Genomic DNA, 23,277 nt, shown 5'->3' with positions numbered 1-23,277 from the left:
TTCTCTCACATAACCTTCAGCACTTCACCGACGGTAACGGTGATGTACTTGTCGACATTCAGAATGGCCTGGCCGTTGTCGAAACCGATGCCGGTAACGGTGCCGGTGGTCCGGTAATCGGTCCCGATCTCCTTACCCACCGAATCACTGGCCTTGACCCGATAGCTGTATACACCATCCTCCACCTGGTCTCCGCCCATATTCTTGCCGTCCCAGGCTAGTTCATAGAGCCCGGCCGGAACAGGACCCATATCGATCTGCCGCACCATAGTGCCGCCCTGGTCGTAGATCTCGACCAGACACGATACTGCGGTGTCTTCCAGCACAAACTCGGTACTGCTGTTGGTTCCCTCATTCACCGCGATGGTGTTTCCGGCCGTCTGGACCTTGTTGTCGAGCAGGGTCAGGAGCTGGAGATTGTTCTGCGAGGTCTGGTAGGCAAGAAGCTCTTCCATGTTCTCGCTCATCCGGAGAGTCGCCTCCATGCTGCTGAACTGTGCGAGCTGGCTCGACATCTGGTAGGTATCCATGGGTTCCATCGGATCCTGATACTGAAGCTGGGTGATGAACAGCTTCATGAAATCCTGCTTATCGAGCTCTTTCTTACCGAAGGTCTTAAACGCTTCCGGCTCCGGGGCCAGCGGTAATGCACTCACACTTGTTACGCTCATGATTTTTCCTCTTCCCTGCTTCCGGAATCCGGAAACAGTTCAAACATTGGTCTCTACACCAGAAAACTGATCGCGCCATCGTGGTCGCCGAGATAATGTTCCCGGCGATAAAAGGCATGGTCCGGCAGGTCGCTGAAACTCCCTGCCACTTCTCTTGTTGACGCCATCTGCTGGCGCCATTCGTTGGCGAACCGCTGCCAGGCATCATCGGACTCGTTTCCTCCACCCACTGAAACCATGCATTCACCAAGGTTGAAGCCACCCTGCTCGAGGTTCTGCCTGAACTGGTCCATCCCCGCTTCCAACGCTTCCTTGACCCTGCTGTTTTCCATGGAAAAGGAGACCGCCACCTGGTCATTTCTGACCAGCATCTCGACCTTGACCTCGCCAAGTTCCGGCGGGTAGAGCTTTAAAATCAGGTGATGATCGTTATTGCGCAACCCCGTCATCACCCCGCGGCTGATCTGCTCGAAGGCCTGCTGCTGCAGTTCGGAGAGGGTCCGCGGCAGCGGGGCGGTACGATTGATTTCACTCAGCTGGCCAACTCCGCTCTTGGACCCACTCTCCCCGCCACCGGAAACCGTGATATTCTCGTCGTTCCGGAGCATCTCCGGTGCGGCCTTGTCGTTATACTGGGCAGCGTTTATCCCCTTCCCTTTTTTTTCCGGCCCCGCAGAATCTTTCACCAGCTCTCTTTCCGCAGGCAGAAGGACCTCTTCCCCATCGCCGGACTCGTCGATGACGACATTCTCCATCGTTTCATCATTGACCCCGAGCTGCACCGGGTTTTCGTTCCACCTGATCTTTACACCCTTGAGGTCAACACTCTCCACAAGATCGCGATACACATTCTCCAGGGTTTCCTGGACCACCGGGGTCCAGCCGCCGTCCTTCCCGGCATAGCCGGCCATGGCCAGGAGACTTTTCAGTTCCGACAGGAATTCCGGCAGTTCGATGCGGGCACGGGCATCCTTTACCGCAGAAACCGCTCCGGCCAAGATGTCCGCCAGTTTTTCAAAGGAAAGAGTCAGTTCACCCCCCTTGCCCTCTGGCATGATCGCTGTGATCTGTTCACTGGAGACTCCGGCCCTCGCAAGCAGGTCGGCAAACTGCTCCCGCTCCCAGTCCGTAAGCGAGATCGGGGCCAGTTGAACCTCACTCGAACCACGCAATTCAGCGCCAAGTGCCTGCAACTTTTCCAGATATATGGCCAGATCAAACTGATCGTCTCCATTCGAAGCCATTTCGGCAATGGCAGCGAGTTTTTCGGAGTGCACGCCCATTCCGTTCAGGAGGCTCTCGATAAACGGCAGTTCAGTATCGGGCGCTTTTACCGCAACGCTGTCAGCCATTGCCATGAAATGGGCCGCCAGCAGATCAAGGAGGGCAGCGAGCTCTACACTCTTGCCCTCCGACAATCCGGCAAGAAGATCCTGGCGCGCTATTTCATCGAGCCCTGCCGCTGCGGCAATCCCGTCAAGAACAGATCCATCTACTGCCGGAATCACCCATTCCCCGGGAGCCACCTGGTCTTCCCTGCTCATATTCTTCAGTTCCATCATCAACTGGCCCAGCAATTCGGCAAGGGCCTGCCGTTCTTCCAGTTCACCTTCAGCATGAGGCGCCGGAGCGGCAGGATTTTCCACCTTCTTCACCTCACCGGTGCCAAGAAGATTTTTTTTATGGTCAGCGTTCATTCGCCGATCGAAGTATTCGGCAAAAGATGATTCCGGTCTGGAAAGGCCCCCGGCTTTTTCCGCAGGAGCCCCTGCAGATAGCGACGGAGGAGGTGTCGGGTTCATCATGATATTCACGTTTCTGCCTCCCTGCCTGATGATCAGAAGTTGCTTTCACGGTTGAGACCGGACTTCGTGTCCTGGTCAGCACTGTTCAGTCACTTCAGCAAAAGCCATGCCACAGGAAAGAAGGTGAGCGCCGGAAAGAAAGGAAATGGATTGTGAAATGCCCGCCGGGTAAGGGGAAAACAAAATGGTCCGAGCGTTGACTGTCGGGTCGATTTTTTCGGATTACAGCAAGGATCGGGATCAAAAAAAGGAAACAACTGCCGGGGGTGGGAAACAATTTCCAGCCGCTGAAAACAAACGGGCACATCGAACATGACCTCTGATCAACACCAGATCACGCCCGGTGTGCCCGAACTGAAACGTATCAAACAAAAAAAATCAGGCGAGACTTTCCCTTACCGGCAAGGACCGAGGCGTCTACCAGTCATATGCATCGAGATATCGCCCTCTTCATTCTTCATCTGAATCCTGGTATCCATGGTGTCGGAGGTGTATTTGCTGACTCCGGTTATCTCATTCTGGCCTTCCGGGCCGTCACAGACCACCTTCCAGGTCACGGTGTCGCCCGAAACCTTACTGGACTCGACCTTGCACTTCTCATCATCTTTGCCACCGTAAGGCACGCCTTTGTCTTCCAGGCACTTGCGCATGGTGGTGGCCGGCATGGCAAAAGGCATACCGGGAATCTCCATGGTGGTCGAAATCTCCCATTCACCCTTCTGACCGGCTTCGGAACCAACCGGGACGAAAACAACAGAGACCAGTAGCGCAATCAGAAAACCAGGGACTAACAGTCGTTTCTTGTTCATAGATCCTTCCTGTAGATTTGAAGTTAATCGGCAACCCATACTTTGATGATATGACTCGGGATCGCTCTTTTGTCAATCAGGAGATCACTCACGAGGAAATTACCATTTCCGCTTCACTGATCAACAAATCACTCCTGCTCAATCGTCATGTTGATCCGGGTTCATATGATTGGTTTTGCGTTAATGCGGTATTCCACACCCGTTCTGACATCTTCAAAACATGTCACGCCTGTCTTTGCGAGCTGTTCACGGCAAGAATTGCTTCTTCCATGTTCAACCAGGCTTCCAGGGAATAGGTAAAACCCGGAACATTGGAAAATTCCTGCAGGCGTTTCTCGATGAATTTTTTGTTCCCGTCAAAAGTCAGCTCATTATTGAATGAATACAGTGTCGTCACATTGATCTGCTCGGCACCGGTAAAGCTGAAATACGGCCCCTGCCTTTTAACGGTGGCGGGCATCGGTGGAAGTGCTGCGAATGTTTTTGCTGCGTGATTGATACTCTTTTGCGGAAAAGCTCCTTTCAGAATCAGAATCACCCTTTCCAACCTCCCTGATTGTTCAAAACGAAGTAATGCCCGGCTTCAAACACGGACGAAAAAAACAACCAACCCTCGCGAGGGTCCTTTATCGTCTATGCTCTTATAAAAAAGATCATAAAGTCAATAAATGCGGCGGGGATTCTTTCGGTGAATATCTTATTGGATTCGGTAGCGGATCAACTCTTCACGAAAATCCCGGAAGGAAAGGGACTTATAACCCTTGCTCCCTTTTTTCCTCTTCTGTGGATTTACCGCAGTTGGAACAGCAGTCCCCCAGAGCAGGGTCATACGCCAGGAAGGAGCAGATTGGATTTTCCCGATTATCGATTTCCATGAGTTCGCTGCAGGCGTCACAAAACACCTCTGCAGGATAGTCCACATGAATCGTTTCGACTGACTTGTCTCCGGAGATCCGGCAGATTTTCATCCCTTGCTCCTTTGGCCCGGTTTAAGGTTTATTTAACGCCAGGTTGAGGGGAAGTGTTATGCCCTTTTTTCGTCAAGGAAGTGTTCTTAGCTCTTCCTGAGTGAACCGATACGCCGAGTTGCAGTGATGGCAGCGGATCTCCATGGGAAAAGGGCCGTTTTCCCGCAGGTCTTCTTTGTCTTCTTTGGGCAAACTCTGCAGATAACTCTTCATCTTCTCCTCTGAACACCTGCAGAAAAACTCGACCCGGCTATTGTCCAGGAATTTTGGTTTGAGGTCTGCAAATCTCTTCCGGATAATTTCCTCGGGATTCTCTCCCCTTGCAAAGAGTTCGCCTAAGGAATCAATCATCAGGATCAATCTCTCCGCCTCACCGACTTTTGCCGGTTCGACACCCGGCATTGCCTGGAGAAAAATCCCCCCCGCGCCTGCAACCTCTTCCTTGTCATCAAAAAACACACTCAATTTAAAAGCAGTGGGATTCTGCTCCGAGACCAGAAAATAATTGGCCAGGTCCTCGGCAATGCTGCCATGCTCAAGGGCTACCTGCCCGGAGTACGGGGCCGGGGCATCTTCCAGATACTGGGTTACCGTAAGGAAACCCGCTCCGAAAAGTGCCGGCATCCCGCTCATTCTTTCAGGATGATCGAGAACAATGGGGTTTGCCTTCAGATACCCCCTCACCTCACCAAAGACATTCGCCTCAACATCAAGCCCCTTCACAGGGCCCGAACACTGGATGTTCATGCTGATCCGGTCATTTTTCCCTTTCAGACCGGAACAGATCAGGCTTGCCGCAATATACGCCTGCCCCAGAATCAAGGTTTCCAAAGGCCCGGTTTCATGGTTTGCCCGCATCTCATTCACCACCCGGGTGGAATGGACAATCGCCCCCTTGATCATCCGGTCGGCCATGATAAAGCGGTAGATTTTGTCCTTCGCCGAAGACCGGAACCGTTCCTTCACATCCATATTGAAAACATCTTTTTTAATCATCTCTAATATTCTCTAATCGGGTCCCCGAATTGCTTATCTTCCATAAAGTCATTGCAGGGCCAAGGTAAGTCCGGCCTTCATCTATGGTAGAGTTATGTTTAATCTCTGTCTGTCGGTATTAAAGACAATCGCATTATAATGCATCCACCTTTGATTGACGTCCCAGAGTTTCAGGAAATCATCGTACGTTTGCACCAGCCGTTTTCCGCCGTCAGCATCATTCAGATACACTTCCCGACGGCTTTCATTATAGCCGGTAACGACCCGATAATGACCTTTGGCTTTAGGCAACCTCCAGTACTGGTGAACCACCACCGGTATGCCATTGGATACATACTCTTTCACTTTGTAAAACAATTCATCTCTTTTCCGAACCTTTGCCTCTGACGAGTCCGGCTCATATTCCATCATCATGTTATGGGTACGCCCGAACCTTTTCAGGAATTCCCGCATATTGATAGTGCCTGTCCCCGGATATTTATTCCAGTCAACAGGGTCGGTCTTCAGAATCCCTGATTTCCGGTATCTCTCGGTTTGAGAAAACTGCTTCAGGAGCGATCCGGCAATATCGTATTGATCGTAATCATACACACCCCAATAACGGAAAAGCATTTCCATTGTGGCAGGACCGCAGAGCATCTTGCCCTGATTTACTAAAGGAACGTTCAATTGAACGCTCGGTTTTATGGCGGCATGGGAAGGTAAAGCAAGCACCAGGAACAACAGTGTTACAAGCAATCGTTTCATCATTTTGATCTACTCGAAAAGTGATACAAACAGACTTGATATTTTATTCGCTCTGACGATGATCTGGTCAAAATATCCGATCAGGCTCCACGTAGATATCCTGCTCAGGTTTAATGCACATATTTTACCAATCATTTCTTTCTCCGGGCCCATGTGGGTCCGCCTTTGAATCTTCCTCGTAATCATCAATCGCACCTTCGGTAAAAGCCATGGCAATTCCGAAAATTGCGACCGTTGTTGCATCAACTACCACAGTTACCGGAGTAGCAAATAGCCGTATCGCGTACCCTGTAAATTTCTCCGCAGAGCTCTTGTTGACATAGTACAAATGGGTTTTTTGGTCTTTGATGTATTCGACACCCTTTTCCTGGAGCTCCTGCTCCGTGATATCTGTGAACTTTATCTGAATATATTTATCCGGGTCAGTTGCTTCCCACAAAGATTGGGTGGCGCAGGAAGCACAGAGCAGAAACAGGATCGATATGATGGCTCTGTACGATTTCATTTTTTCTTTTTCCAGTTGTCGCAACGGCAAACACCTGTATTCGAGAAGAAAATAAAGAATGCAGGTTTCTTCAGGGCTCAGTCTTCAAACAAGATGACTTCGCCCGTTGTGATGTCGGTTAATCTACAGTCAGGGCAACGTGGTTTCGCATTCAGTGTAAAACGGCCCCCGCACCGGCAGAGTTCTATGGTCGGAGGAGGCGCGTCGTTCAAGTCCCGGTCAACTGTGACTGCTATGGTCTCACCGCAATCTTCACAGCGGTAGCGGTCATAATAAAAGCCGCCGCCGTCGGAATAATCAAACTGCAGACCACACCGGTTGCAGCTTGCTTCAAAAATCGCTCCCATTGTCACCTCGTGTTATGCCGTCAGGGCTTTTCTGCTGTCAGAAAGCCTTGAATCTGATTGAACTCATCACCGCCGAGCAAACCTCGAATTTTGCGCCCGAAACTTTCTATAACATTCTTCCCTTGCCCCTTGATGCCGGTTGGGCACACCGAAAGCAATTTGTTTTCTTCATTAAAACAGATACCTCTTCGATCAAAACGACTCTGCCAAGATGTCCATTGATTGGCCTCTGTTGAGATGGTTCCCTGCTCGGGAGGTGGGCCGTAGGCGACCAACACAGCCTGTTTACTCATTCCGGCAACCAGCACCCCCGATTTAATGGCATTTAGCACTCGTATCGTTGTCCGTCCATTGATTGTCCTTACATAATCCGATATTGGCACTTTTGGAAGTTGACCTTAGGGCAATTGGCGCTGGATGCAATGAACCCGCTCACTACTTTCTCTCGGAATTCATCGCCCCGATGCAACTTGCCTTGTATAGCATTTCCTGTGCTTTCAGGGAGATATTGCTGAACTTCTGGGTGGAGTTTATTTCGGAGATCACGTCTGCATAGTAGACCAGCCGCGGATCATTTTTTGAGATGATCACCGGGTAGAACCGCTTCTGATCCCGGTATGAATACGAGGTGAGGATCGCAACGTCCATGCCGAAGACATGATCGACATTGCGGCGCATGGTCAGAATCCGGGAGCCGACATTGTCGTTGAAATCATCCCACGACATCATTTCTCCGTTCACCTCGATATTGATATGGACCAGAAGACTATGCTCCTGCCTGTACCGTTGCCGGTTGTTTTCGAGCACTTTCTTTGCCACGGTAAGCGCATCGACATCATCACCGCGGCCGGTTTTGACAAGCACCGTCTTGTTTCGCGGCAGCATCTCGAAGCCGTCTCCATAGCAGACCAGCTCCTCACCATGATCGAGACGCTGCTCCAGCTCTTCCGGGCTCAAAGTGCTGTTCAGATTGGTCTGGTACAGGGCATAGGTGATATTCCAGATGATCTGGTAGAGGATCGGGCCGACAAGGGTTTCCGGGATCTGCACCTGGTCGAGGGTAAGGAAGAGGTAATCGAGAATGTCGGGTCGGATAATCCTTTTCAGGTCGCCACGGTCCTTATTGAGCGTGGTGGTAATCTCCCGGAGCAGATAGTTCTCCATATTGAGACTCGTCTGGAAATTGGCGAACATTTCAGGATTGATCCCGGAAAGGAGCTGCCCGGGAGTCTGGTTGCCGACGTTTCGGGCGGTGGCGACATCGGTGATTCCGTTTTTGAGAAAAAATTCGTGGAACACGTCCCGTGGTTCTTTCAGATTGCAGTAACGGATGACCTCTTCGTTTTCGATCCGGGCATTTCCCGGAAAGATCAGGGTCTCCGCCATGATGTCGGTATTGGTGTCGCCTCCCAGGACGTACAGTTCGGATTCCTGATAGGTTTTTCTGACCTCGGCCACCTGGGCCAGGACCGACTGCAGGGCCGCCTCACCGTTGTTGTGATGCGATGCGCAGCCGAAACCCCGAGCGGAATGATGCATGAAGGCGATAAAGACCGCGGGCGTTCCGGGGGTGTTGAAATGGGCGTCTTTTACCGCACGATCGATCCGGTTCCAGTACCAGAAATTGCTCTTGTCGAGCGAGACCTTGTTGCCGTCGGTTCTTCCAAAACGGATGGTTGTCGGCGGATACCCCTTCGCATTGCTGCCGTGCACCCGGCCGTCGATGCATTTCATGACCACCATCTTCGGGGCGCGGGCGGCAAATTCGGAGATCACCTGCCGCATCCGCTCCAGAGTGTCGGCGTCGGAGATGTTTTCGGAAAGGTACTTTTTGTAGAAATCATACGCTGTTTTCATTTATCCCCTCACCTTGAAAAGGAATCAGAAAAGAAAACGGTGCAGCTGCGGTTGAAGCCCTAGTGTATCATTTAAATTCCATTCCGTACTGCGCAAATCTTACCGCAGCAGATGTGAGAGGCGGGATAAACAGAGGGTGGCTCACGGAGTCCGGCTTTTTTCAACTCCGCCGAGCATGCCGAGAATCTTGCTGACGTTGACCGCTTTTCTCTGGTCGATTTTGGGCAGGATCTTGGCGACCTCTTCCGGTTTCATGGCCCTTAAGATCTCGGCCACGGTGGTGTCGTCCATCTTGTTCAGGAGAGGTGCGAGCTTGGTGGCGCTCATTTCCGAGTAGGTCTTGATCAGGGCCTTGAAACGTTTGTCCTTAACGGCCTGCAGTTCATCGAGTCTGGCCTGCACCTTCTGCTGGAGATCGATCAGTTCGGCGAGCTTCCGGTCGACCTCCTTGGAGATGGTCTCAAGTTCTTTTTCCCGGACCGCAATTGTTTTTTCCCGAAGGGCAAGCTCTTTCTCCATTTTTTCCAGGCGGCCGGCCCGCTCCATCTCGGCTTCGGTTGCTTTCACCGGCGTTTTCGGGGTGACTGCCGACACATGAAAAGGGGTCAGCAGAATAAAACACCCCATCAGAACAAAGAGGGCAACGCTTTTATATTTCCCGGGAAAAAATTTCATGCGCTTTCCATTCCGGCAATTCTTTGATGAACGGGTCATGGGGTCAGACCCGGATTCCCATTGCGGAGGGAGATGATCTCGTCATTCTCTTTATATTCGAGCCGGAGCATCTCCTGAAGATATTTTTTGTAATCCCTTTCCCTGGCCTTTTCAATGATCTTTCTGGATTTCACTTTTTCAGTCAGCGCTTCCCTTGCCTGTTCCACCACCTGTCTCTGGGACTCGATGACCTGATTCTGGGAACGGATCATCAGTTCCGCACTGCGCATCGATTCCATGAAAAAGATATAGAGGGCGCTGTCCATCCTGCCTTTTTTACTGTTTTCCAGTTCATCCATGAATGCCGCCCGGGAGTTCTCCAGCTCCTGCTTTCGCTTCCGGTGCCCGGCAAGAAGGCGCATCTCGTTTGCGAGCTTCATCTGGGCAAGCTCCTCAAGGTTGCGGCGCACGGTCAGTAATGTTTCAAGCCTGAACTGGTATGCCATATTTTTTCACGACGGAGTCTGTTTGCGGTTCAGTTGAGCAGCGCTTTTAACGGCTGCACACTGTCGGCAAAAGTCACCTTCTCTTCAACCCGCTGCCGGAGATACCTGTTCAATGAATCGATTTTGCCGATCGCCCGGTCGATTTTCGGGTTGCTCCCGGCGGCATAGGCGCCGATATTGATCAGATCTTCGGAACGCCGATAGGTGGCAAGCAGATCAAGAAAACCGTGGGCGCTCTCGACCTGTGCCGCAGAGACCACATCAGTCATGCACCGGCTGACACTGCCCAGAACTTCAATGGCCGGATAATGCCCGTGACTGGCCAGGTCGCGGCTCAACAGGATATGGCCGTCGACGATCGAGCGCACTGCATCGGCGATGGGCTCGTTCATATCGTCGCCCTCCACCAGGACGGTGTAGATCCCGGTAATGCTCCCCTTTCCCTGGCACGATCCGGCCCGTTCCAGGAGTTTCGGCAACTGGGAGAACACCGATGGGGTATATCCCCTGGAGGTCGGCGGCTCACCGATGGCAAGTCCGACCTCCCGGCTCGACATGGCAAACCTGGTGACCGAATCCATCATCAGGATCACATCACGGTTCAGATCGCGGAAATATTCAGAAATGGCCATCGCGAGGTACGCCCCCCGCATCCTGACGAGCGGCGGCTGGTCCGAGGTCGCCACGACCACCACCGACCGGGCAAGTCCCTCTTTGCCGAGATCCCGTTCGATAAAATCCTTCAGTTCCCTGCCCCGCTCCCCGATCAGGGCGATGACACTGATATCAGCGGCGGTGTGCCTTGCGATCATCCCCAGCAGGGTACTCTTGCCGACCCCGGAACCGGCGAGAATGCCGATCCGCTGCCCCTTGCCGAGGGTCAGAAGGCCATTGATCGCCCGGACTCCGACATCAACGGGTTCAAGGATTCGCTCCCGCTCCATCGGGTTCAACGGCGCCGCGTAGAGGGGATAGGTCACTTCCGAATGGATCGGCCCCTTGCCGTCCATGGGATTGCCGAAACCGTCGATCACCCGGCCCAGAAACGCCTCAGAAACCGGCACCTCGGCCTGGTCGCCAATAAGATTGATCAAACTGCCCGGCTCAACCCCCCGCATCTCGCCAAGGGGCATCAGCAGGACCTTGTCCCCCTTGAAGCCGACCACTTCGGCCCGCACCTTGCCGCCACCGCGGTAAACATCCACCTCACAGATACTACCGACCGGAATGCCCGGACCATCGCTCTCGATCACCATCCCGATCACCTGGCTGACTCTGCCCCGGACCGACTCCAGAACAACCCGGCCCGCCTCCTGGATCGGCAACGCCAGATTCATCTGCGGCCCTCTTCTTTGCCGCCGTCATCTTCCGGCGGAACGTCTTTGGCGAGCGCCGACATGAACGCCCGGTCCACTGCCTGATAAAGTTTCTGCCGCCGATTGGCAAGGGTCGCGTCGATTTCACCGTAATCGGTGTTCAGCAGGCACCCTCCCGCTTCAATGGCGTGATCCTCCATCAGCTGAATCCGGGAGAGCCCTTCAAGGAGCACGGCCTCTTCAAGACCCGCTTCCTTCAGCCGATTGAAATCATCCGGGTTCAACGACACCCGGACCTCGGAATTTTCCACTACATAGCTCAAGGCCTTGATGAGCGTCGCCCTGATGACCCTCGGATTGACGGAAACCTCGTGATTGACCAGTCGTTCAACCATGACCTTGACCAGCTCAAGCACCTCCTGTTCGGCAAACAGGTCAACCGCACCCGCGCATCGGGCCTCAATCTCCTGCATCAGCTCACGAAGCCGGACAAGCATGGCATCGTGCTCCCGCCTGACTGCAGCAAGCCCTTCCTCGCGACCCCTGGCAAACCCTTCATCATAGGCCTTCTGCCGGGTCTCGCCAGCCTCCGCCTTGCCCTTGCTGACTATTTCGGCAGCTGAAATCCGGGCCTGCTCCTCGGCATCTCTCTTTAATTTACCGGGGTCAACGCTCGCATAGACCCTTTCTCCCTCATGCTGGCTCAGGATGCTCGTGAAGGGGGTGAATCCCGGGTTGGTTTCACCACTGCTGTTTTTCATGATCGCCATACCGGATCCTATACGAACTCATCGTCACCACCGCCGCCCATCAACTGTACCTTACCCTCCTGTTCAAGCCGTTTGGCGACCTTGAGAATGGACTGCTGCGCCCCCTCAACATCCTTGACCCGAACCGGTCCCATGATTTCCATATCCTCCTTGAGCATCTCCACGGCCCTGGAGGACATGTTCTTGAATATTTTCTCCTTCAGATCGTCGGTGGATGTTCTCAGGGCGAGCTTCAGATCGTCGGTGCTCACCTCTTTCAGAATGGCCATGATCCCCCGATCGTCAACATTGTAAAGATCATCAAAGACGAACATCAACCGCCTGATCTCATCGGCCAGACTTTCCCGCTGTTCCTCAACCCCTTCAAGGACCGCAGCCTCAAGGGCGCGGTCGGCGTTATTCAGGATCTCGGCCACGGTCTCAACCCCGCCCAGCCGCTGCCCTTCCATACCTTCTACGGAGATCAGCTCCTCGTTCAAGACCCGGTCTATTTCCACCAGGATTTCCGGGCTGACCTTGTCGAGTTCGGCCATCCGCATCACGACCTCGATCTGGACCTCCTCCTTCAGTTCGGAAAGAATCTCCGCCGATTGGGCATAGTCCAGCACCGACAGGAGAAGCGCGATGGTCTGGGGATGTTCATTGGTCAGGAAATTGACCAGGACTTTCGGTTCGAGCTTTCTCGCTTTCTGGAACAGGGTCAGTTTCCAGTCCGACCGGATCTCGTCCAGCAGCTCATGGGCCTTGTCGCCGGACAGGGCCTTTTTCAGGGCCTGCTCGAGCATGTCATCGCCTGAAAGGAAAAGATCATGATCGCCGGAATCGGTCTTGAACTCATCGAGCAGGGCCGCGACATCGTTCTTGTCGACCTTGTCGATCTTGGACATGAAACGGCCGACCGTCTTGATATCATCGCTGTCCAGACGCTTGAAAACCTGTGAAGCGAAGTCCTCACCCAGGGTCAGGAGAAAGATCGCCGCCTTTTCAGGCCCGGTCAGATTTTCCGGGGACCCCTCTTTTTTCACCTTAGCCATTTCTTACACACCCTCGCGCAGCCATCGCCGGACGAGATCCGCAGCCCGGTCCGGATCGGTCTGGGCCAGTTTATACATCTTCTCTTTGTCGGTCATCCCTTTCGGCATCAGGGAAATATCCTCATCACCGGAAGGCATCATGCCCCCCATGTCACCTCCGACAACTGTCTGGAATCGATTCCCCGGGAGCGCCCCCGATGACATCGCTGACGGACTGGTCAGAACCTTGAACAGCGGTCTGATGACCAGCAGCAGGACCATCAAGGCCAGCCCCAGGTAGACCATCGGCATCAGGAGCAGATCCAGGAATGGCCTCAACTTGTCTGTCAAGGTCTCTTTCGGTTCCGTGGTGGTCGAGGCGGCAAAGGACATGGAAACAACCTCCACCTGGTCCGCCCTCTCCTCATTGTAGCCGATGGTATTTTTCACCAGCTTGTCAAACCAGGCGAGTTCTTCGGCGGACCGCGGAACATACGTGAGGACCGGAGTTTCTCCCTCTCCGGCCGCCGCTGCTTCATACTTGCCGTCAACCATAACGGCCACCGACAATCTTTTAATGATCCCGCTTGCTTCCTGGGTCTGCCTGGTCACCCGGCTCACTTCGTAATTCCTGGTAATGTTGTTGCGCTGGTATCCGTTTGCCGCGGCCCCGCCGCTGCCGGTCCCGGCAAAGGAGGCAAGGTCTCCCTTGGCGCCCGGCACTCCACCGGGATCAAGACCTTCCCGGTTGTCGCCTTCGACCATGAACTGTTCACTCCGGATCACCTGTCCTTCCGGGTCGAAATTCTCCTCGGTCACGTTTACCCTGTTAAAATCGATATCGGCGGTGACCCGCGCCTTCACCTTGTTGACCCCGACCACTTCCTCAAGCATGCTCTCGACCTTCTGGCGCAGGCTGTTTTCCAGATGCTGCTGATACTCAAGCTGGGTTGCGGTCATGATGCTGCCGCTCTCGCCATCCTTCCGATACAGCAGTCTGCCGGTTGTATCCACCAGGGTGACGTTGTCACTGCTCAATCCCGGCACGGCAGTGGCGACCAGATTCACGATACTGGAAATCTGGAGTTTGGACAGCCCGGCATTCCCTCTCAGCTTGACACTGATCGATGCGGTGACCGGTTTTTCATCTTCAATGAATACCGACTCCTTGGGGGTCGCCAGGTGGACCCGCGCCTCCAGTACCTGATGAAACTGGCGGATGGTCCTGGCCAGTTCTCCCTGCAGCGCCCTCTGATAGTTCATCCTCTGGACAAAATCGGTGGTACCGAAGCTGGTCTTATCGAAGATCTCGAAACCGACCCCGCCGCCCCTGGGCAACCCCTCACCGGCCAGCGAAAGCCTCGTCTCGTACACCTGGTTTGCCGGGACCATGATGGTGGTCCCGTTATTTTCCAGGGTATACGGCGTCCGCAGGTCCTTCAGCCTGGCAACGACCTCCGCCGCATCTTCTTCCGCAAGTCCCGAATACAACACCTTCTGATCGAGCCTGCCGCCGACGGTGGTGATGCTCATCAACCCGCCGACCACAACCGCAACCAGAAGCAGGGCCGCCACCCGCTGCCCCATGCTGAGCCCCTTGAGATTGGCGAGCACCTGGTCCATCATCTCTTTGTATGAAGCCATACCTAGTTCCTTTACGGGCTGTTTGCGCCCAGCCCGACCATCTGTTTACAAACCCCGGAATCCGGCAGTTCTTAAAGCTGCATCCTCATGATTTCCTGATAGGCACTGATCACCTTGCCCTGGATCTTGGTCATCAGCCGGAAGGAAACGTTGGCCTTTTCAAGAGCGATCATCGTCTCATGAATGTTTGCATGCTGCCCGGTAACCAGCCCGGTTGCAGCCTGGTCAGCTTCCTGCATCGCTTCGTTTACCGTGGCCACCTGACTTTTGAGCAGGTCGGCAAATCCTGCCGCGCCATCGCCGCCGGTTGCCCCCCCTTTCGTTACCGCCGGATTGTTCTGCAGCAGACCATTCACACCACCAATATCCTTGATCATTCCTGTTTCTCCCGGGTCTTTTTTTTCTGCGGTTACCTGCTGATATCCATAGCCTTCAGGGCCATGCTTTTGACCGCATCCAGAGCAGTCACGTTTGCCTCATACGCCCTTCTGGCGCTCATGATATCGGTCATCTGTTCCACCACATTCACATTGGGCATCAGGACGACCCCGTTTTCATTCGCATCGGGATGAGAGGGATCGTAAACCTCTTTAAAAGGCGCCTTATCTTCAATGATCTCAACCACCTCTACCTTCCTGAGCTTTGCGCCGGCCAGATCAAGATGACCGCTGAAATCATTTTCCAGCGGTCTTGCCCCGAAGACGACCGATTTCGCCTTGTACGGGCCGCCTTCAACCGTCCGGGTGGTGTTGGCGTTGGCAAGATTCATGGCACTGATATTCAGCCTTGTTCTTTCGGCCTTCAGGGCCGAAGCGCTTATCTTCATCGCGGTCAGGATATCCATTTATCAGCGGCCTCCTTCATCAATGGCATACTTGAGCCCTTCAAATTTTTTCCCGACAAGCCTGGTTGACAATTCATACATCAACTGGTTCTCGGAAAGTTTTACCATTTCCTCATCAAGATCCGGCGGTCGGTCCTCCTGTTTAAACTCCAGACTGCGGCCGGTTTCGACCGGATCAGGAGAAATATGCCTGGCATTGGTCGTGGCAAGCTCGCCTTTTTGGGTCATCACGCTTTCCATCACCTTCCTGAACGGAAGCTCCTGCACCTTGTAGCCCGGAGTTTCCATATTGGCGATGTTGGTCTGGATCAGCCCCTGCCTGGCATAGCGGGTATCAAGCGCCCGTGCCGAGATATCGACAAACCCGCCGAACAGTTTCTTGTCCATCATTTTTCTCCTGTCGGAAAATTGAACGAAAATATGCTGGACTTGTTTCTTTGCAAAAAAAATGCCAGCAAAATCAACCAAATGGTTAACCCTTGCGGATGATTGCCTTCCATTGAGCCTCCGGCAGCAGAACCTCAATGGAACATGCCTCCTTGCGTTCCAGCGGGAAAGGCACTTCTTCTCGACGACAAATAGCTGATATTATTTAATATATTTGAATATCTGTGAATAACAAGACAGGAATGAATGAAGGTGCGGCAACGAGAAATCGGCACTCAGTCAACAGTACCATGGGTCCGGTATTCATGAAGTTTATTGCGAAGAGTCCTGACACTGACGCCCAGAAGTTTGGCTGCATGTGTCCGATTATTGTCGGTCTGGCGAAGGGCCTGTAGGATCATTTGACGCTCAACCTCCCTCAAAGTCTGAATCTTGTCCGGCACCCCCATGACGGAGCTTACCGCAGAAGATGGACCGAACGGCGATTTTTTGCCGGCCATCGGGGCATTATCATTGATCCAGAAATCATCGACATCGAGCATGCTGCCGGAGGAGAGAAGAACCGCCCTTTCCACCAGGTTTTCCATCTCTCTGACATTTCCCGGCCATTCGTACTCAAGAAACCTGCTGACCGAAGAGCCGGACATCTTCTTGAACTCTTTATTGTAGAGGACCGAATATTTTTCAATAAAATGGTCCGCCAGCATGAGAATGTCGCCGGGACGTTCCCGCAGAGGCGGCAGAACCAGAGGGATAACATTGAGGCGATAGTAGAGATCCTGGCGGAAAGCCCCTTCACTGACGGCATTTTCAAGAGACCGATTGGTGGTGGCAACAACATGAACATCGATACTGATCGGATTTCTGCCGCCAAGCCGGTCCACCTCTTCTTCCTGGAGAACCCTGAGGAGTTTCGATTGAAGATGGAGGGGAATTTCCCCGATTTCATCGAGCAGCAGAGTGCCGCGATCGGCCAGTTCAAACTTGCCCTTTTTGGTGGTGACCGCACCGGTGAAAGCCCCCTTTTCATGGCCGAACAACTCGCTCTCAAGGAGTGTTTCCGGCAACGCCGCACAGTTTAAAGCCACAAACGGGCCATCCCGCCTGTCACTTTCATTGTGAAGGTATCTGGCAAAAACCTCCTTGCCGGTACCCGATTCACCAAGCACGAGAACGGTCGCCTTGCTGGAGGCAACGCTTCGCGCCCGGTCCATGAGCATCATGAGCTTTTTATCGTTGCCGATAATCGGTTTTTCGGTTCTGCCCCTGGTCCTTTCCCTGGCAGTCTGCAGCGCAGGCCTGCTCATCGCCGAGATGATCAGCCTCTCGACGGTGTCCTCAACGACCTCCACCGGAAAGGGCTTGATGATATAATCAAACGCCCCGCATTTCATCGCCTCGACCGCCGTTTCGATTGAGGCATGCGCGGTGATCAGGATGATGGATACTTCCGGGTAATGTTTGCGGCAGCTCCGGAGAAGTTCCATGCCATCCATTTCAGGCATTCTGATCTCGGCAATCATGATATCCGGGGCATTGCGCTTGACCATATTCAGGGCCATGCTGCCGTTTTCAGCTACCGAAACCTCGTAGCCCTTGCGGCTCATCGCCTCGAAAAGCGAGATGCGCATTTCCTGGTCGTTATCAACAATCAGTATTTTCGGGGCTCGATCCATATTTTCCTGATATCCGGCTGTTTCATGACACCCGGAGGCTGTCGTGTGTTCATATTTTTTTCGGGATCAGCATTGCTGCAGCTTTCCGGCAGGTGTTGCGAAATAACCACCCGATAGCGGGCTTACCTCACCTCATAATTCGGTCTTCACGCTGACGGGAAGGGTGCCTGGCTCTCCCTGCACGTCAGTGCAACAGGACTATCCTACCGCATCGGGCTGGTAATTTTTAAGTACTTTTTTTGTTCAGGCTGAAACAACTTCGACTGACGGGACATTATTTATCAAGAACACCCCGAAGGCCTGCAACGCTTTGATCAATTTTGTCCTGCTGCAGTCTCTCCAGAGCAACCTGGCTCCATCTTTCATTACTCCCCTTGCTGGCAAACTGATAGTGCTTTCTGCTTTTGTCGGTGATCCCCCATGATGCCAGAATATCACCAAGACGGAGATGGATCGTCTGAACCCGTTCACCTTCGGTCGGCAATCCATCTTCAATCGCTGCACGGTATGCCTTCAGGGCAAGACCTCCTTCCCCTCTCTCCAAACGGGTATCACCAAGAAGACCATAGAGGGTCTGCAGCTCTTCCCCGGCAAGCCATTTCTTGTCAGCCGCCTCCGCAAGAACCACGGCCATCTCTTCAAGTTTTTTCTGGGCATGGAGCACCCTGACCAGGGCCGCGGCATAAACAGAACGCCGCTCCCCGGTTTCAGGAACTTTCATCGCACGGGCGAAGGCTTCTGCCGCCTCATCAATTTTCCCCTGAGCGCTCCGCAGTTGACCGGTAAGATGAAAAACCTCTCCTGATTCGCGCTGCTCCTGGTAGATATCCGCCAGATAATTCAGCAGCCGCTCAGCCGCCGTAAAGTCACCATTTTTAATGTACAATGCCGCCCTGCGCATATAGAGTTCACTTTTCTGGTCATCGGGATGGTTCAGGGCAACGGCCCGGTAATACACAACCGACGCCTGGTCATACAGGTTCATGGCTTCCAGCGCCTGTCCGACCAGAAAGAGAAGCCGGCCTTCAGGATACTCCTGAACAATGGCATGCTCACGCCGATACAGCTCGAAGGCATCAGGATTCTTCCCTTCAGCGAGAGCACCTTCAATCTTTTTCACCAGAATCCCCCCCAGGGCACCAATAACTGTTTTCCTGGCATCCCCTCCGCCATTCTGCAGATAGGCCTTCCCCAAATCAAAGGCGTTGTCGGATTCCCCTCTGAAGAGCACCCGTTTCATCAGTCCGAGACGGGCGTCCTGGGCGATCGGATATTGCGGGAAATTCTCCAGTACCTCAAGGTAGGGTTGGTCTCCGGCAGGGTTCTCAAGGACCGCCTTGTTTTGGAGTTCGTTAGCTCGCCGCTGTTCATCCCCGATCAAAGAAATCCGGAAGCGGCTGAAAACGGCAGCTCTCTCATTTTTGCCGACCAGTGCCAATACCTTATCATAAAGATGTTGCGCGGCCGCCTTCTCCCCGCTTTTGAGAACACTTTCCGCCACATCAAAAAACACCTGGGATCTCAATTTGTTGTCTTCAGAGACATTGGCGAGGTAGAAGAGGATCTCCTGCCCCTTCTTTGTTTTTTCATCGGAATCCATCAGGGTCAGGGACCGTCCTTTCACGGCCAGCACCCGGAAAAGCTCTTCAGACAGTGGCGCAATGGACGAAACGGCCTGGTCAACGAGTGAAACTGCAATATCGGGTTGGCCGAGATCGAGAAAGATCGAGGCAATTATCGGATACTGATGCCTGTAATCCTCTGATTTGTTGACGATGAATTTCCTGCACAACTCAAGGGCTTCTTCCCGTCTGCCGATTTTCATCAGCAGATCGGCCTTCATCGCCAGAACCCGTGGCGTAAAAATCGAAGAGGGATACCTTTTCATGAACAAATTGATGTAACTCAGACCCTCGCGGAGCGACTTCATTTCGATGTGGGCTCTGGCCACTTCAATATATGCCTCTTCCGCCCGCGCGGTGCCTTTGAACGCCGATGAATATTCGCGGAACAGATTCCCGACTTTTTCCCAGTCCGGCTGTTCGCTTGCCTCGGCAATTTCCCGGTAGAGAGTTGCCGATTGCCACAACGCCTCTTCGGCCTGAGGATGATCGGGAAATTTGACAAAAAAACGGTTGAAACTTCCGGCAGCCGGGAAAATTTTACCGTCTTCAAGAAGTTCCTGGGATTTAAACCAGAGCTGGTCGGGCAGCTCCTCAACACTCTCCTGACCATCCGCCGCCGACAGCTCTGTTCCCACAGCGGGGACCGGAGAGGGGATTGTCACTTCAAAGAGCAGGAACAGAACGACAACAAGGAATCTGCGGCTTTCATTGACGAGCCTGGCTTGTGATAATTTCATAGGAATCATCCCGGTCAAGGTTCCCCCGTCTTCCTACTCTTCATTCTCATCGGGGTCGGGTCTCGCCCCCATCTCATATCTTTTCATCTTTTCAATCAGGGTTGTCCGGTTCACGTTCAGGAGCCTGGCCGCCCTGTTTTTCACCCAATCCGTCTGCTCCAGAGCCTTGGAAATAATCTTCTTTTCGAAAGCGGCCACCTCCTCACTCAGCGAAAATCCTGCAGGAGGAATTTCAAAACCTTTGCTCGCAGCGGTTTCAAAGCGCCTGCCCCCTTCAAGAAATTTTACCGGCAGATCCTCCCGGGTAAGGTGGTCGCCGGATGCCAGGATCACCATTCTCTCGACCACATTCTCAAGTTCACGCACATTACCCGGCCAGGGGTATTTCATCATGATCTCAAGAACCTCGTGATCGAGGCCGGTGATCTTCTTTTTCTTGGCCCGGTTGAACCGGTTTATAAACCGTTCTATCAGAAGAGGGATATCACCGCCTCTTTCCCGGAGCGGCGGTGCTTCGATGGGGATGACGTTTAAACGGTAGAACAGGTCCTGGCGAAATGCCCCGCGTTCAACCTGTTCCTCAAGATTCTTGTTGGTCGCGGCGATCACCCGGAAGTCGGATTGAATGGTTCTGGTGCCGCCAACCCTTTCAAACATCCTCTCCTGCAACACCCTCAGGAGCTTCACCTGGAGCATGGGGCTCATTTCTGAAATCTCGTCAAGAAACACCGTCCCGCCATCGGCCATTTCAAACCGGCCGATCCTGGTCCGGATTGCATGGGTGAACGCGCCCTTTTCGTGGCCGAAAAGCTCACTCTCCAGGAGTTCTCCGGGAATGGCGCCACAGTTGACCGGGATAAAAGGACGGGAGGCCCTGCCACTTTCATAATGAAGCGCCTGGGCAATCAGTTCTTTGCCGGTTCCGGACTCGCCATACACCAGAACAGTGCTGTCGGTATCACAGATTTTGCGGATCAGGGCAAACACTTCCCGGATTCGGTTGCTCTCCCCGGTCATCGAAGCCACTCCCCGTTCGGCTCTGCCAACCGCGGCAGTTTTTCCAGCGCCAGGATTGGAAATCCTTGCCAGCACCTCCTTGATCACCCCGTCGGCAGCGGGATTTTCAACATAGTGAGCAAAACCGTCCTGAAGGGCCAACACGGCCTCTGACACCGAGGGGTTCTGGGCCAGGAAAGCACACGGGACAACACCGAGCAGGGAGTTGAGTTCGGGGAAAAGAGATTTCAAATTTTCAACAGAGGAACCGCAGGCCATAACGACCGTATCGCTGTTCAGGATGTCGGCAGGTTCCGGCAGGTCACCCGGGGCCTGGACTCTGGTAAGCGACACCCCCGGCACCGCAACAGCTTTGAATACGGCGTCAGCCTTGCCGGAGGAATCATCCAGCATTAAAATTGCAGTCATGGGACCTCTTGGTTAAATGGACCAGGTTACCGGCAACAACCCTCGAAGAGTCATCAGATACCAATATACAAATAAATATCTAACCATTACAACATTTTATGAGCAAAGGGTCAAATTATACCACACTTGCCGAGAGCCTGATCTGAAGATTCTGTAATCGACGGATCCACCCAGCACAATTCAGGAGTAAAATCAAATTATTAGGTGTTATTTTTCAACAGGAATGATATATATAACGGTTTAACATGATTAATAAATTTCACCGAAATATCAACATCAAGCAAGCCGAAGCGAACCACACGGACCGGACCTCACAAAATGCTCAGTTCATATCCAGACGACAAACCGATCATTGATGCGGTAAAACTCACCAAAGTCTACCCTCCCGACATCATTGCCCTGCAGAATGTTTCCATCACGGTGGGCAAAGGAGAAATACTTTTTCTTACCGGGATGAGCGGTGCGGGGAAAACGACCCTGCTGAAAATCATCTGCTGCATGGAGAAGCCTAACAAGGGGATCATTGAAGTTGCGGGCATGGATCTCGGGCGGATCTCGTCAACCGAGACCCAGGTTCTTCGCCAGCAGATCGGGGTCGTGTATCAGGATTTTAAAATTCTCCCCAAACAGACCGTGTTTCAGAACATTGCCATGCCCATGGAGGTCGCCTACCGGAGTGCCCGTGATATCCGGGACCGTATTGATTATCTGCTCGACCGGCTGCAGCTTGCGCACAAACGGGATGTTCAGGCGGGTAAACTTTCCCGGGGTGAACAGCAGCGGGTCGCAATTGCCAGAGCCGCCTGCAACACCCCGCCCCTTCTTCTTGCCGACGAACCGACCGGCAACCTTGATGCCGGGGTCTCAGAGCTGGTCATGAAACTTTTCGAAGAGTTGAACCAGCAGGGATGCACCCTGATCATTGCCACCCACGACGAATCCATCTACCGCAACACCAGGCATCGCAAGGTGGAGCTTGAGCACGGCCTGTTCAGCAAACACACCATCCAGAGACAGCTCCCGCTGCTTAACATGCAGGGAGGCTCCGCATCCCCTGATCACGGAGGAAACTGACCATGGGACTCAGAACCTTTTTTTTCCTGAAGCAGACCGGAAGAAACCTGAAGCAAAGCTGGCCAACCCAGCTCATGACTCTGCTGACGGTCAGCCTTTCCGTTTTGATCTTCACTTTTTTCCTGCTGATCTATACCAATATTATCGGCTCCAGCGACCGGCTGGGGGATGAGCTGAGGGTGGTGGTTTATCTCGACGAGGAAATCATCCCTGAAATGCAGCCCATGATCAAAAGAAAGATCACCGATTTCAGCGAAGTGGAAAAGATCGTCTTCATCTCGAGACAGGAAGCCTTCAACCGGCTGCGCACTCAGCTCGATTCAGAGAAAGAGGTCCTGGATGATCTGGGACCTGAGTTCCTCCCGCCTTCCATCGAGGTTTATCCGATCAGGAACCTTGAAAGCCTTACCACCCTGAAACAGTTCTCGGACTATCTAGGGACGCTTCCCGGAGCGCAAAAGGTCCAATACGGCCAGAACTGGATCGAGCGCTTCGGCTTCTTTACCGAACTGCTTCGGATCGTGGTTATCCTCAGCGGCGTTCTCCTGATCCTGGCAACGGTCTTTATGGTTTCGTACACTATCCGGCTCACCGTTGTCGCCAAGGAGGCAGAGCTGGAAGTGCTTCGCCTGGTCGGCGCCACCAGTTCCTACATTCAGACACCGCTTCTCATCGAAGGCATCCTGCAGGGGGTTGTCGGCTCCAGCCTGGGGATTCTGTTCCTTTACCTGATCTTTGAATGGACCAGAATGCACCTTGGTGGTCCGGGGTTCCTGAACATGCTTGATTTCAGATTTTTTGCCCCTTCTACCACTGCCCTGATTATGGCGGTGTCAATATTGCTCTGTACTGGAGGCAGCTTTCTTTCCATCCGCAAATACATGCGGATCTGAACCATTCC

25 protein-coding genes are annotated in these 23,277 nt (G+C 53.2%); 2 read left to right on the top strand and 23 right to left on the bottom strand.

All coding sequences use genetic code 11. The features are described from left to right. Positions 1 to 5: 5 nt before the first annotated feature. From KKG35_04320 to KKG35_04210, 23 genes are all read right to left on the bottom strand, one after another. Entirely contained in the window at positions 6 to 671 is a 666-nt protein-coding gene (locus KKG35_04320; GenBank protein MBU1737343.1) for a flagellar hook assembly protein FlgD, read from the bottom strand. Positions 672 to 724: 53 nt separating this feature from the next. Beyond that, positions 725 to 2,485, bottom strand: a complete 1,761-nt coding sequence (locus tag KKG35_04315; GenBank protein MBU1737342.1) for a flagellar hook-length control protein FliK — start codon at positions 2,483 to 2,485, stop codon at positions 725 to 727. A gap of 386 nt (positions 2,486 to 2,871) precedes the next feature. Beyond that, the gene (locus KKG35_04310) at positions 2,872 to 3,285 is read right to left on the bottom strand and encodes a DUF3617 domain-containing protein (protein MBU1737341.1); all 414 of its coding nucleotides are present in this window, start codon (positions 3,283 to 3,285) and stop codon (positions 2,872 to 2,874) included. Between the two features lie 223 nt (positions 3,286 to 3,508). Further along, positions 3,509 to 3,823 (bottom strand): hypothetical protein, encoded by a 315-nt coding sequence (locus KKG35_04305; protein MBU1737340.1) that lies wholly within the window; start codon positions 3,821 to 3,823, stop codon positions 3,509 to 3,511. A 214-nt stretch (positions 3,824 to 4,037) separates the two neighbouring features. Beyond that, positions 4,038 to 4,253: a hypothetical protein gene (locus KKG35_04300; GenBank protein MBU1737339.1), complete on the bottom strand. Its 216-nt coding sequence runs from the start codon at positions 4,251 to 4,253 to the stop codon at positions 4,038 to 4,040. A gap of 72 nt (positions 4,254 to 4,325) precedes the next feature. Continuing rightward, a complete protein-coding gene (locus KKG35_04295; protein ID MBU1737338.1) occupies positions 4,326 to 5,249 on the bottom strand; it encodes an Hsp33 family molecular chaperone HslO in 924 nt (307 codons plus the stop codon). Positions 5,250 to 5,330: 81 nt separating this feature from the next. Then, the gene (locus KKG35_04290) at positions 5,331 to 5,999 is read right to left on the bottom strand and encodes a C39 family peptidase (GenBank protein MBU1737337.1); all 669 of its coding nucleotides are present in this window, start codon (positions 5,997 to 5,999) and stop codon (positions 5,331 to 5,333) included. Between the two features lie 121 nt (positions 6,000 to 6,120). Beyond that, entirely contained in the window at positions 6,121 to 6,525 is a 405-nt protein-coding gene (locus KKG35_04285; protein ID MBU1737336.1) for a hypothetical protein, read from the bottom strand. A 53-nt stretch (positions 6,526 to 6,578) separates the two neighbouring features. Next, complete coding sequence (locus KKG35_04280; GenBank protein ID MBU1737335.1) at positions 6,579 to 6,848, bottom strand: hypothetical protein; 270 nt, start codon at positions 6,846 to 6,848, stop codon at positions 6,579 to 6,581. 20 nt (positions 6,849 to 6,868) lie between these two features. Next, positions 6,869 to 7,180: a hypothetical protein gene (locus tag KKG35_04275; protein ID MBU1737334.1), complete on the bottom strand. Its 312-nt coding sequence runs from the start codon at positions 7,178 to 7,180 to the stop codon at positions 6,869 to 6,871. Between the two features lie 103 nt (positions 7,181 to 7,283). After that, on the bottom strand, positions 7,284 to 8,705 hold the full coding sequence (locus KKG35_04270) for a hypothetical protein (GenBank protein ID MBU1737333.1): 1,422 nt from the start codon (positions 8,703 to 8,705) through the stop codon (positions 7,284 to 7,286). 141 nt (positions 8,706 to 8,846) lie between these two features. Next, positions 8,847 to 9,380 (bottom strand): MgtE protein, encoded by a 534-nt coding sequence (locus KKG35_04265; GenBank protein MBU1737332.1) that lies wholly within the window; start codon positions 9,378 to 9,380, stop codon positions 8,847 to 8,849. Positions 9,381 to 9,415: 35 nt separating this feature from the next. After that, a complete protein-coding gene (locus KKG35_04260) occupies positions 9,416 to 9,865 on the bottom strand; it encodes a flagellar FliJ family protein (protein ID MBU1737331.1) in 450 nt (149 codons plus the stop codon). A gap of 29 nt (positions 9,866 to 9,894) precedes the next feature. Further along, positions 9,895 to 11,202 carry a FliI/YscN family ATPase gene (locus tag KKG35_04255; protein MBU1737330.1) on the bottom strand — a complete coding sequence of 436 codons (1,308 nt, stop codon included), beginning with the start codon at positions 11,200 to 11,202 and terminating at the stop codon, positions 9,895 to 9,897. Further along, positions 11,199 to 11,942 (bottom strand): hypothetical protein, encoded by a 744-nt coding sequence (locus KKG35_04250; GenBank protein MBU1737329.1) that lies wholly within the window; start codon positions 11,940 to 11,942, stop codon positions 11,199 to 11,201. The genes KKG35_04255 and KKG35_04250 overlap by 4 nt, the downstream gene beginning before the upstream one ends. A gap of 17 nt (positions 11,943 to 11,959) precedes the next feature. Further along, positions 11,960 to 12,985 carry a flagellar motor switch protein FliG gene (fliG, locus tag KKG35_04245; protein ID MBU1737328.1) on the bottom strand — a complete coding sequence of 342 codons (1,026 nt, stop codon included), beginning with the start codon at positions 12,983 to 12,985 and terminating at the stop codon, positions 11,960 to 11,962. Positions 12,986 to 12,988: 3 nt separating this feature from the next. Continuing rightward, entirely contained in the window at positions 12,989 to 14,551 is a 1,563-nt protein-coding gene (fliF, locus tag KKG35_04240) for a flagellar M-ring protein FliF (GenBank protein ID MBU1737327.1), read from the bottom strand. A gap of 128 nt (positions 14,552 to 14,679) precedes the next feature. Beyond that, positions 14,680 to 14,985: a flagellar hook-basal body complex protein FliE gene (gene fliE, locus KKG35_04235; protein MBU1737326.1), complete on the bottom strand. Its 306-nt coding sequence runs from the start codon at positions 14,983 to 14,985 to the stop codon at positions 14,680 to 14,682. Positions 14,986 to 15,017: 32 nt separating this feature from the next. Further along, a complete protein-coding gene (gene flgC, locus KKG35_04230; GenBank protein ID MBU1737325.1) occupies positions 15,018 to 15,452 on the bottom strand; it encodes a flagellar basal body rod protein FlgC in 435 nt (144 codons plus the stop codon). A 3-nt stretch (positions 15,453 to 15,455) separates the two neighbouring features. Next, entirely contained in the window at positions 15,456 to 15,842 is a 387-nt protein-coding gene (gene flgB, locus KKG35_04225) for a flagellar basal body rod protein FlgB (GenBank protein ID MBU1737324.1), read from the bottom strand. A gap of 272 nt (positions 15,843 to 16,114) precedes the next feature. Then, positions 16,115 to 17,515, bottom strand: a complete 1,401-nt coding sequence (locus KKG35_04220; GenBank protein ID MBU1737323.1) for a sigma-54 dependent transcriptional regulator — start codon at positions 17,513 to 17,515, stop codon at positions 16,115 to 16,117. 274 nt (positions 17,516 to 17,789) lie between these two features. Then, positions 17,790 to 19,877 carry a hypothetical protein gene (locus KKG35_04215; protein MBU1737322.1) on the bottom strand — a complete coding sequence of 696 codons (2,088 nt, stop codon included), beginning with the start codon at positions 19,875 to 19,877 and terminating at the stop codon, positions 17,790 to 17,792. A gap of 33 nt (positions 19,878 to 19,910) precedes the next feature. Continuing rightward, the gene (locus KKG35_04210) at positions 19,911 to 21,152 is read right to left on the bottom strand and encodes a sigma-54 dependent transcriptional regulator (GenBank protein MBU1737321.1); all 1,242 of its coding nucleotides are present in this window, start codon (positions 21,150 to 21,152) and stop codon (positions 19,911 to 19,913) included. Positions 21,153 to 21,650: 498 nt separating this feature from the next. Between KKG35_04210 and ftsE the strand changes: the two genes are divergently transcribed. Together ftsE and KKG35_04200 are read left to right on the top strand one after the other, a co-directional pair. Then, positions 21,651 to 22,376 (top strand): cell division ATP-binding protein FtsE, encoded by a 726-nt coding sequence (ftsE, locus tag KKG35_04205; GenBank protein MBU1737320.1) that lies wholly within the window; start codon positions 21,651 to 21,653, stop codon positions 22,374 to 22,376. A gap of 2 nt (positions 22,377 to 22,378) precedes the next feature. After that, on the top strand, positions 22,379 to 23,269 hold the full coding sequence (locus tag KKG35_04200) for a permease-like cell division protein FtsX (protein ID MBU1737319.1): 891 nt from the start codon (positions 22,379 to 22,381) through the stop codon (positions 23,267 to 23,269). The last annotated feature ends 8 nt before the right edge of the window (positions 23,270 to 23,277 follow it).

It is taken from the genome of Pseudomonadota bacterium, assembly GCA_018823285.1.
In the GTDB taxonomy this organism is placed as follows: Bacteria; Desulfobacterota; Desulfobulbia; order Desulfobulbales; family JAGXFP01; genus JAHJIQ01.
This window is presented reverse-complemented; position numbering and strand designations above follow the sequence as displayed.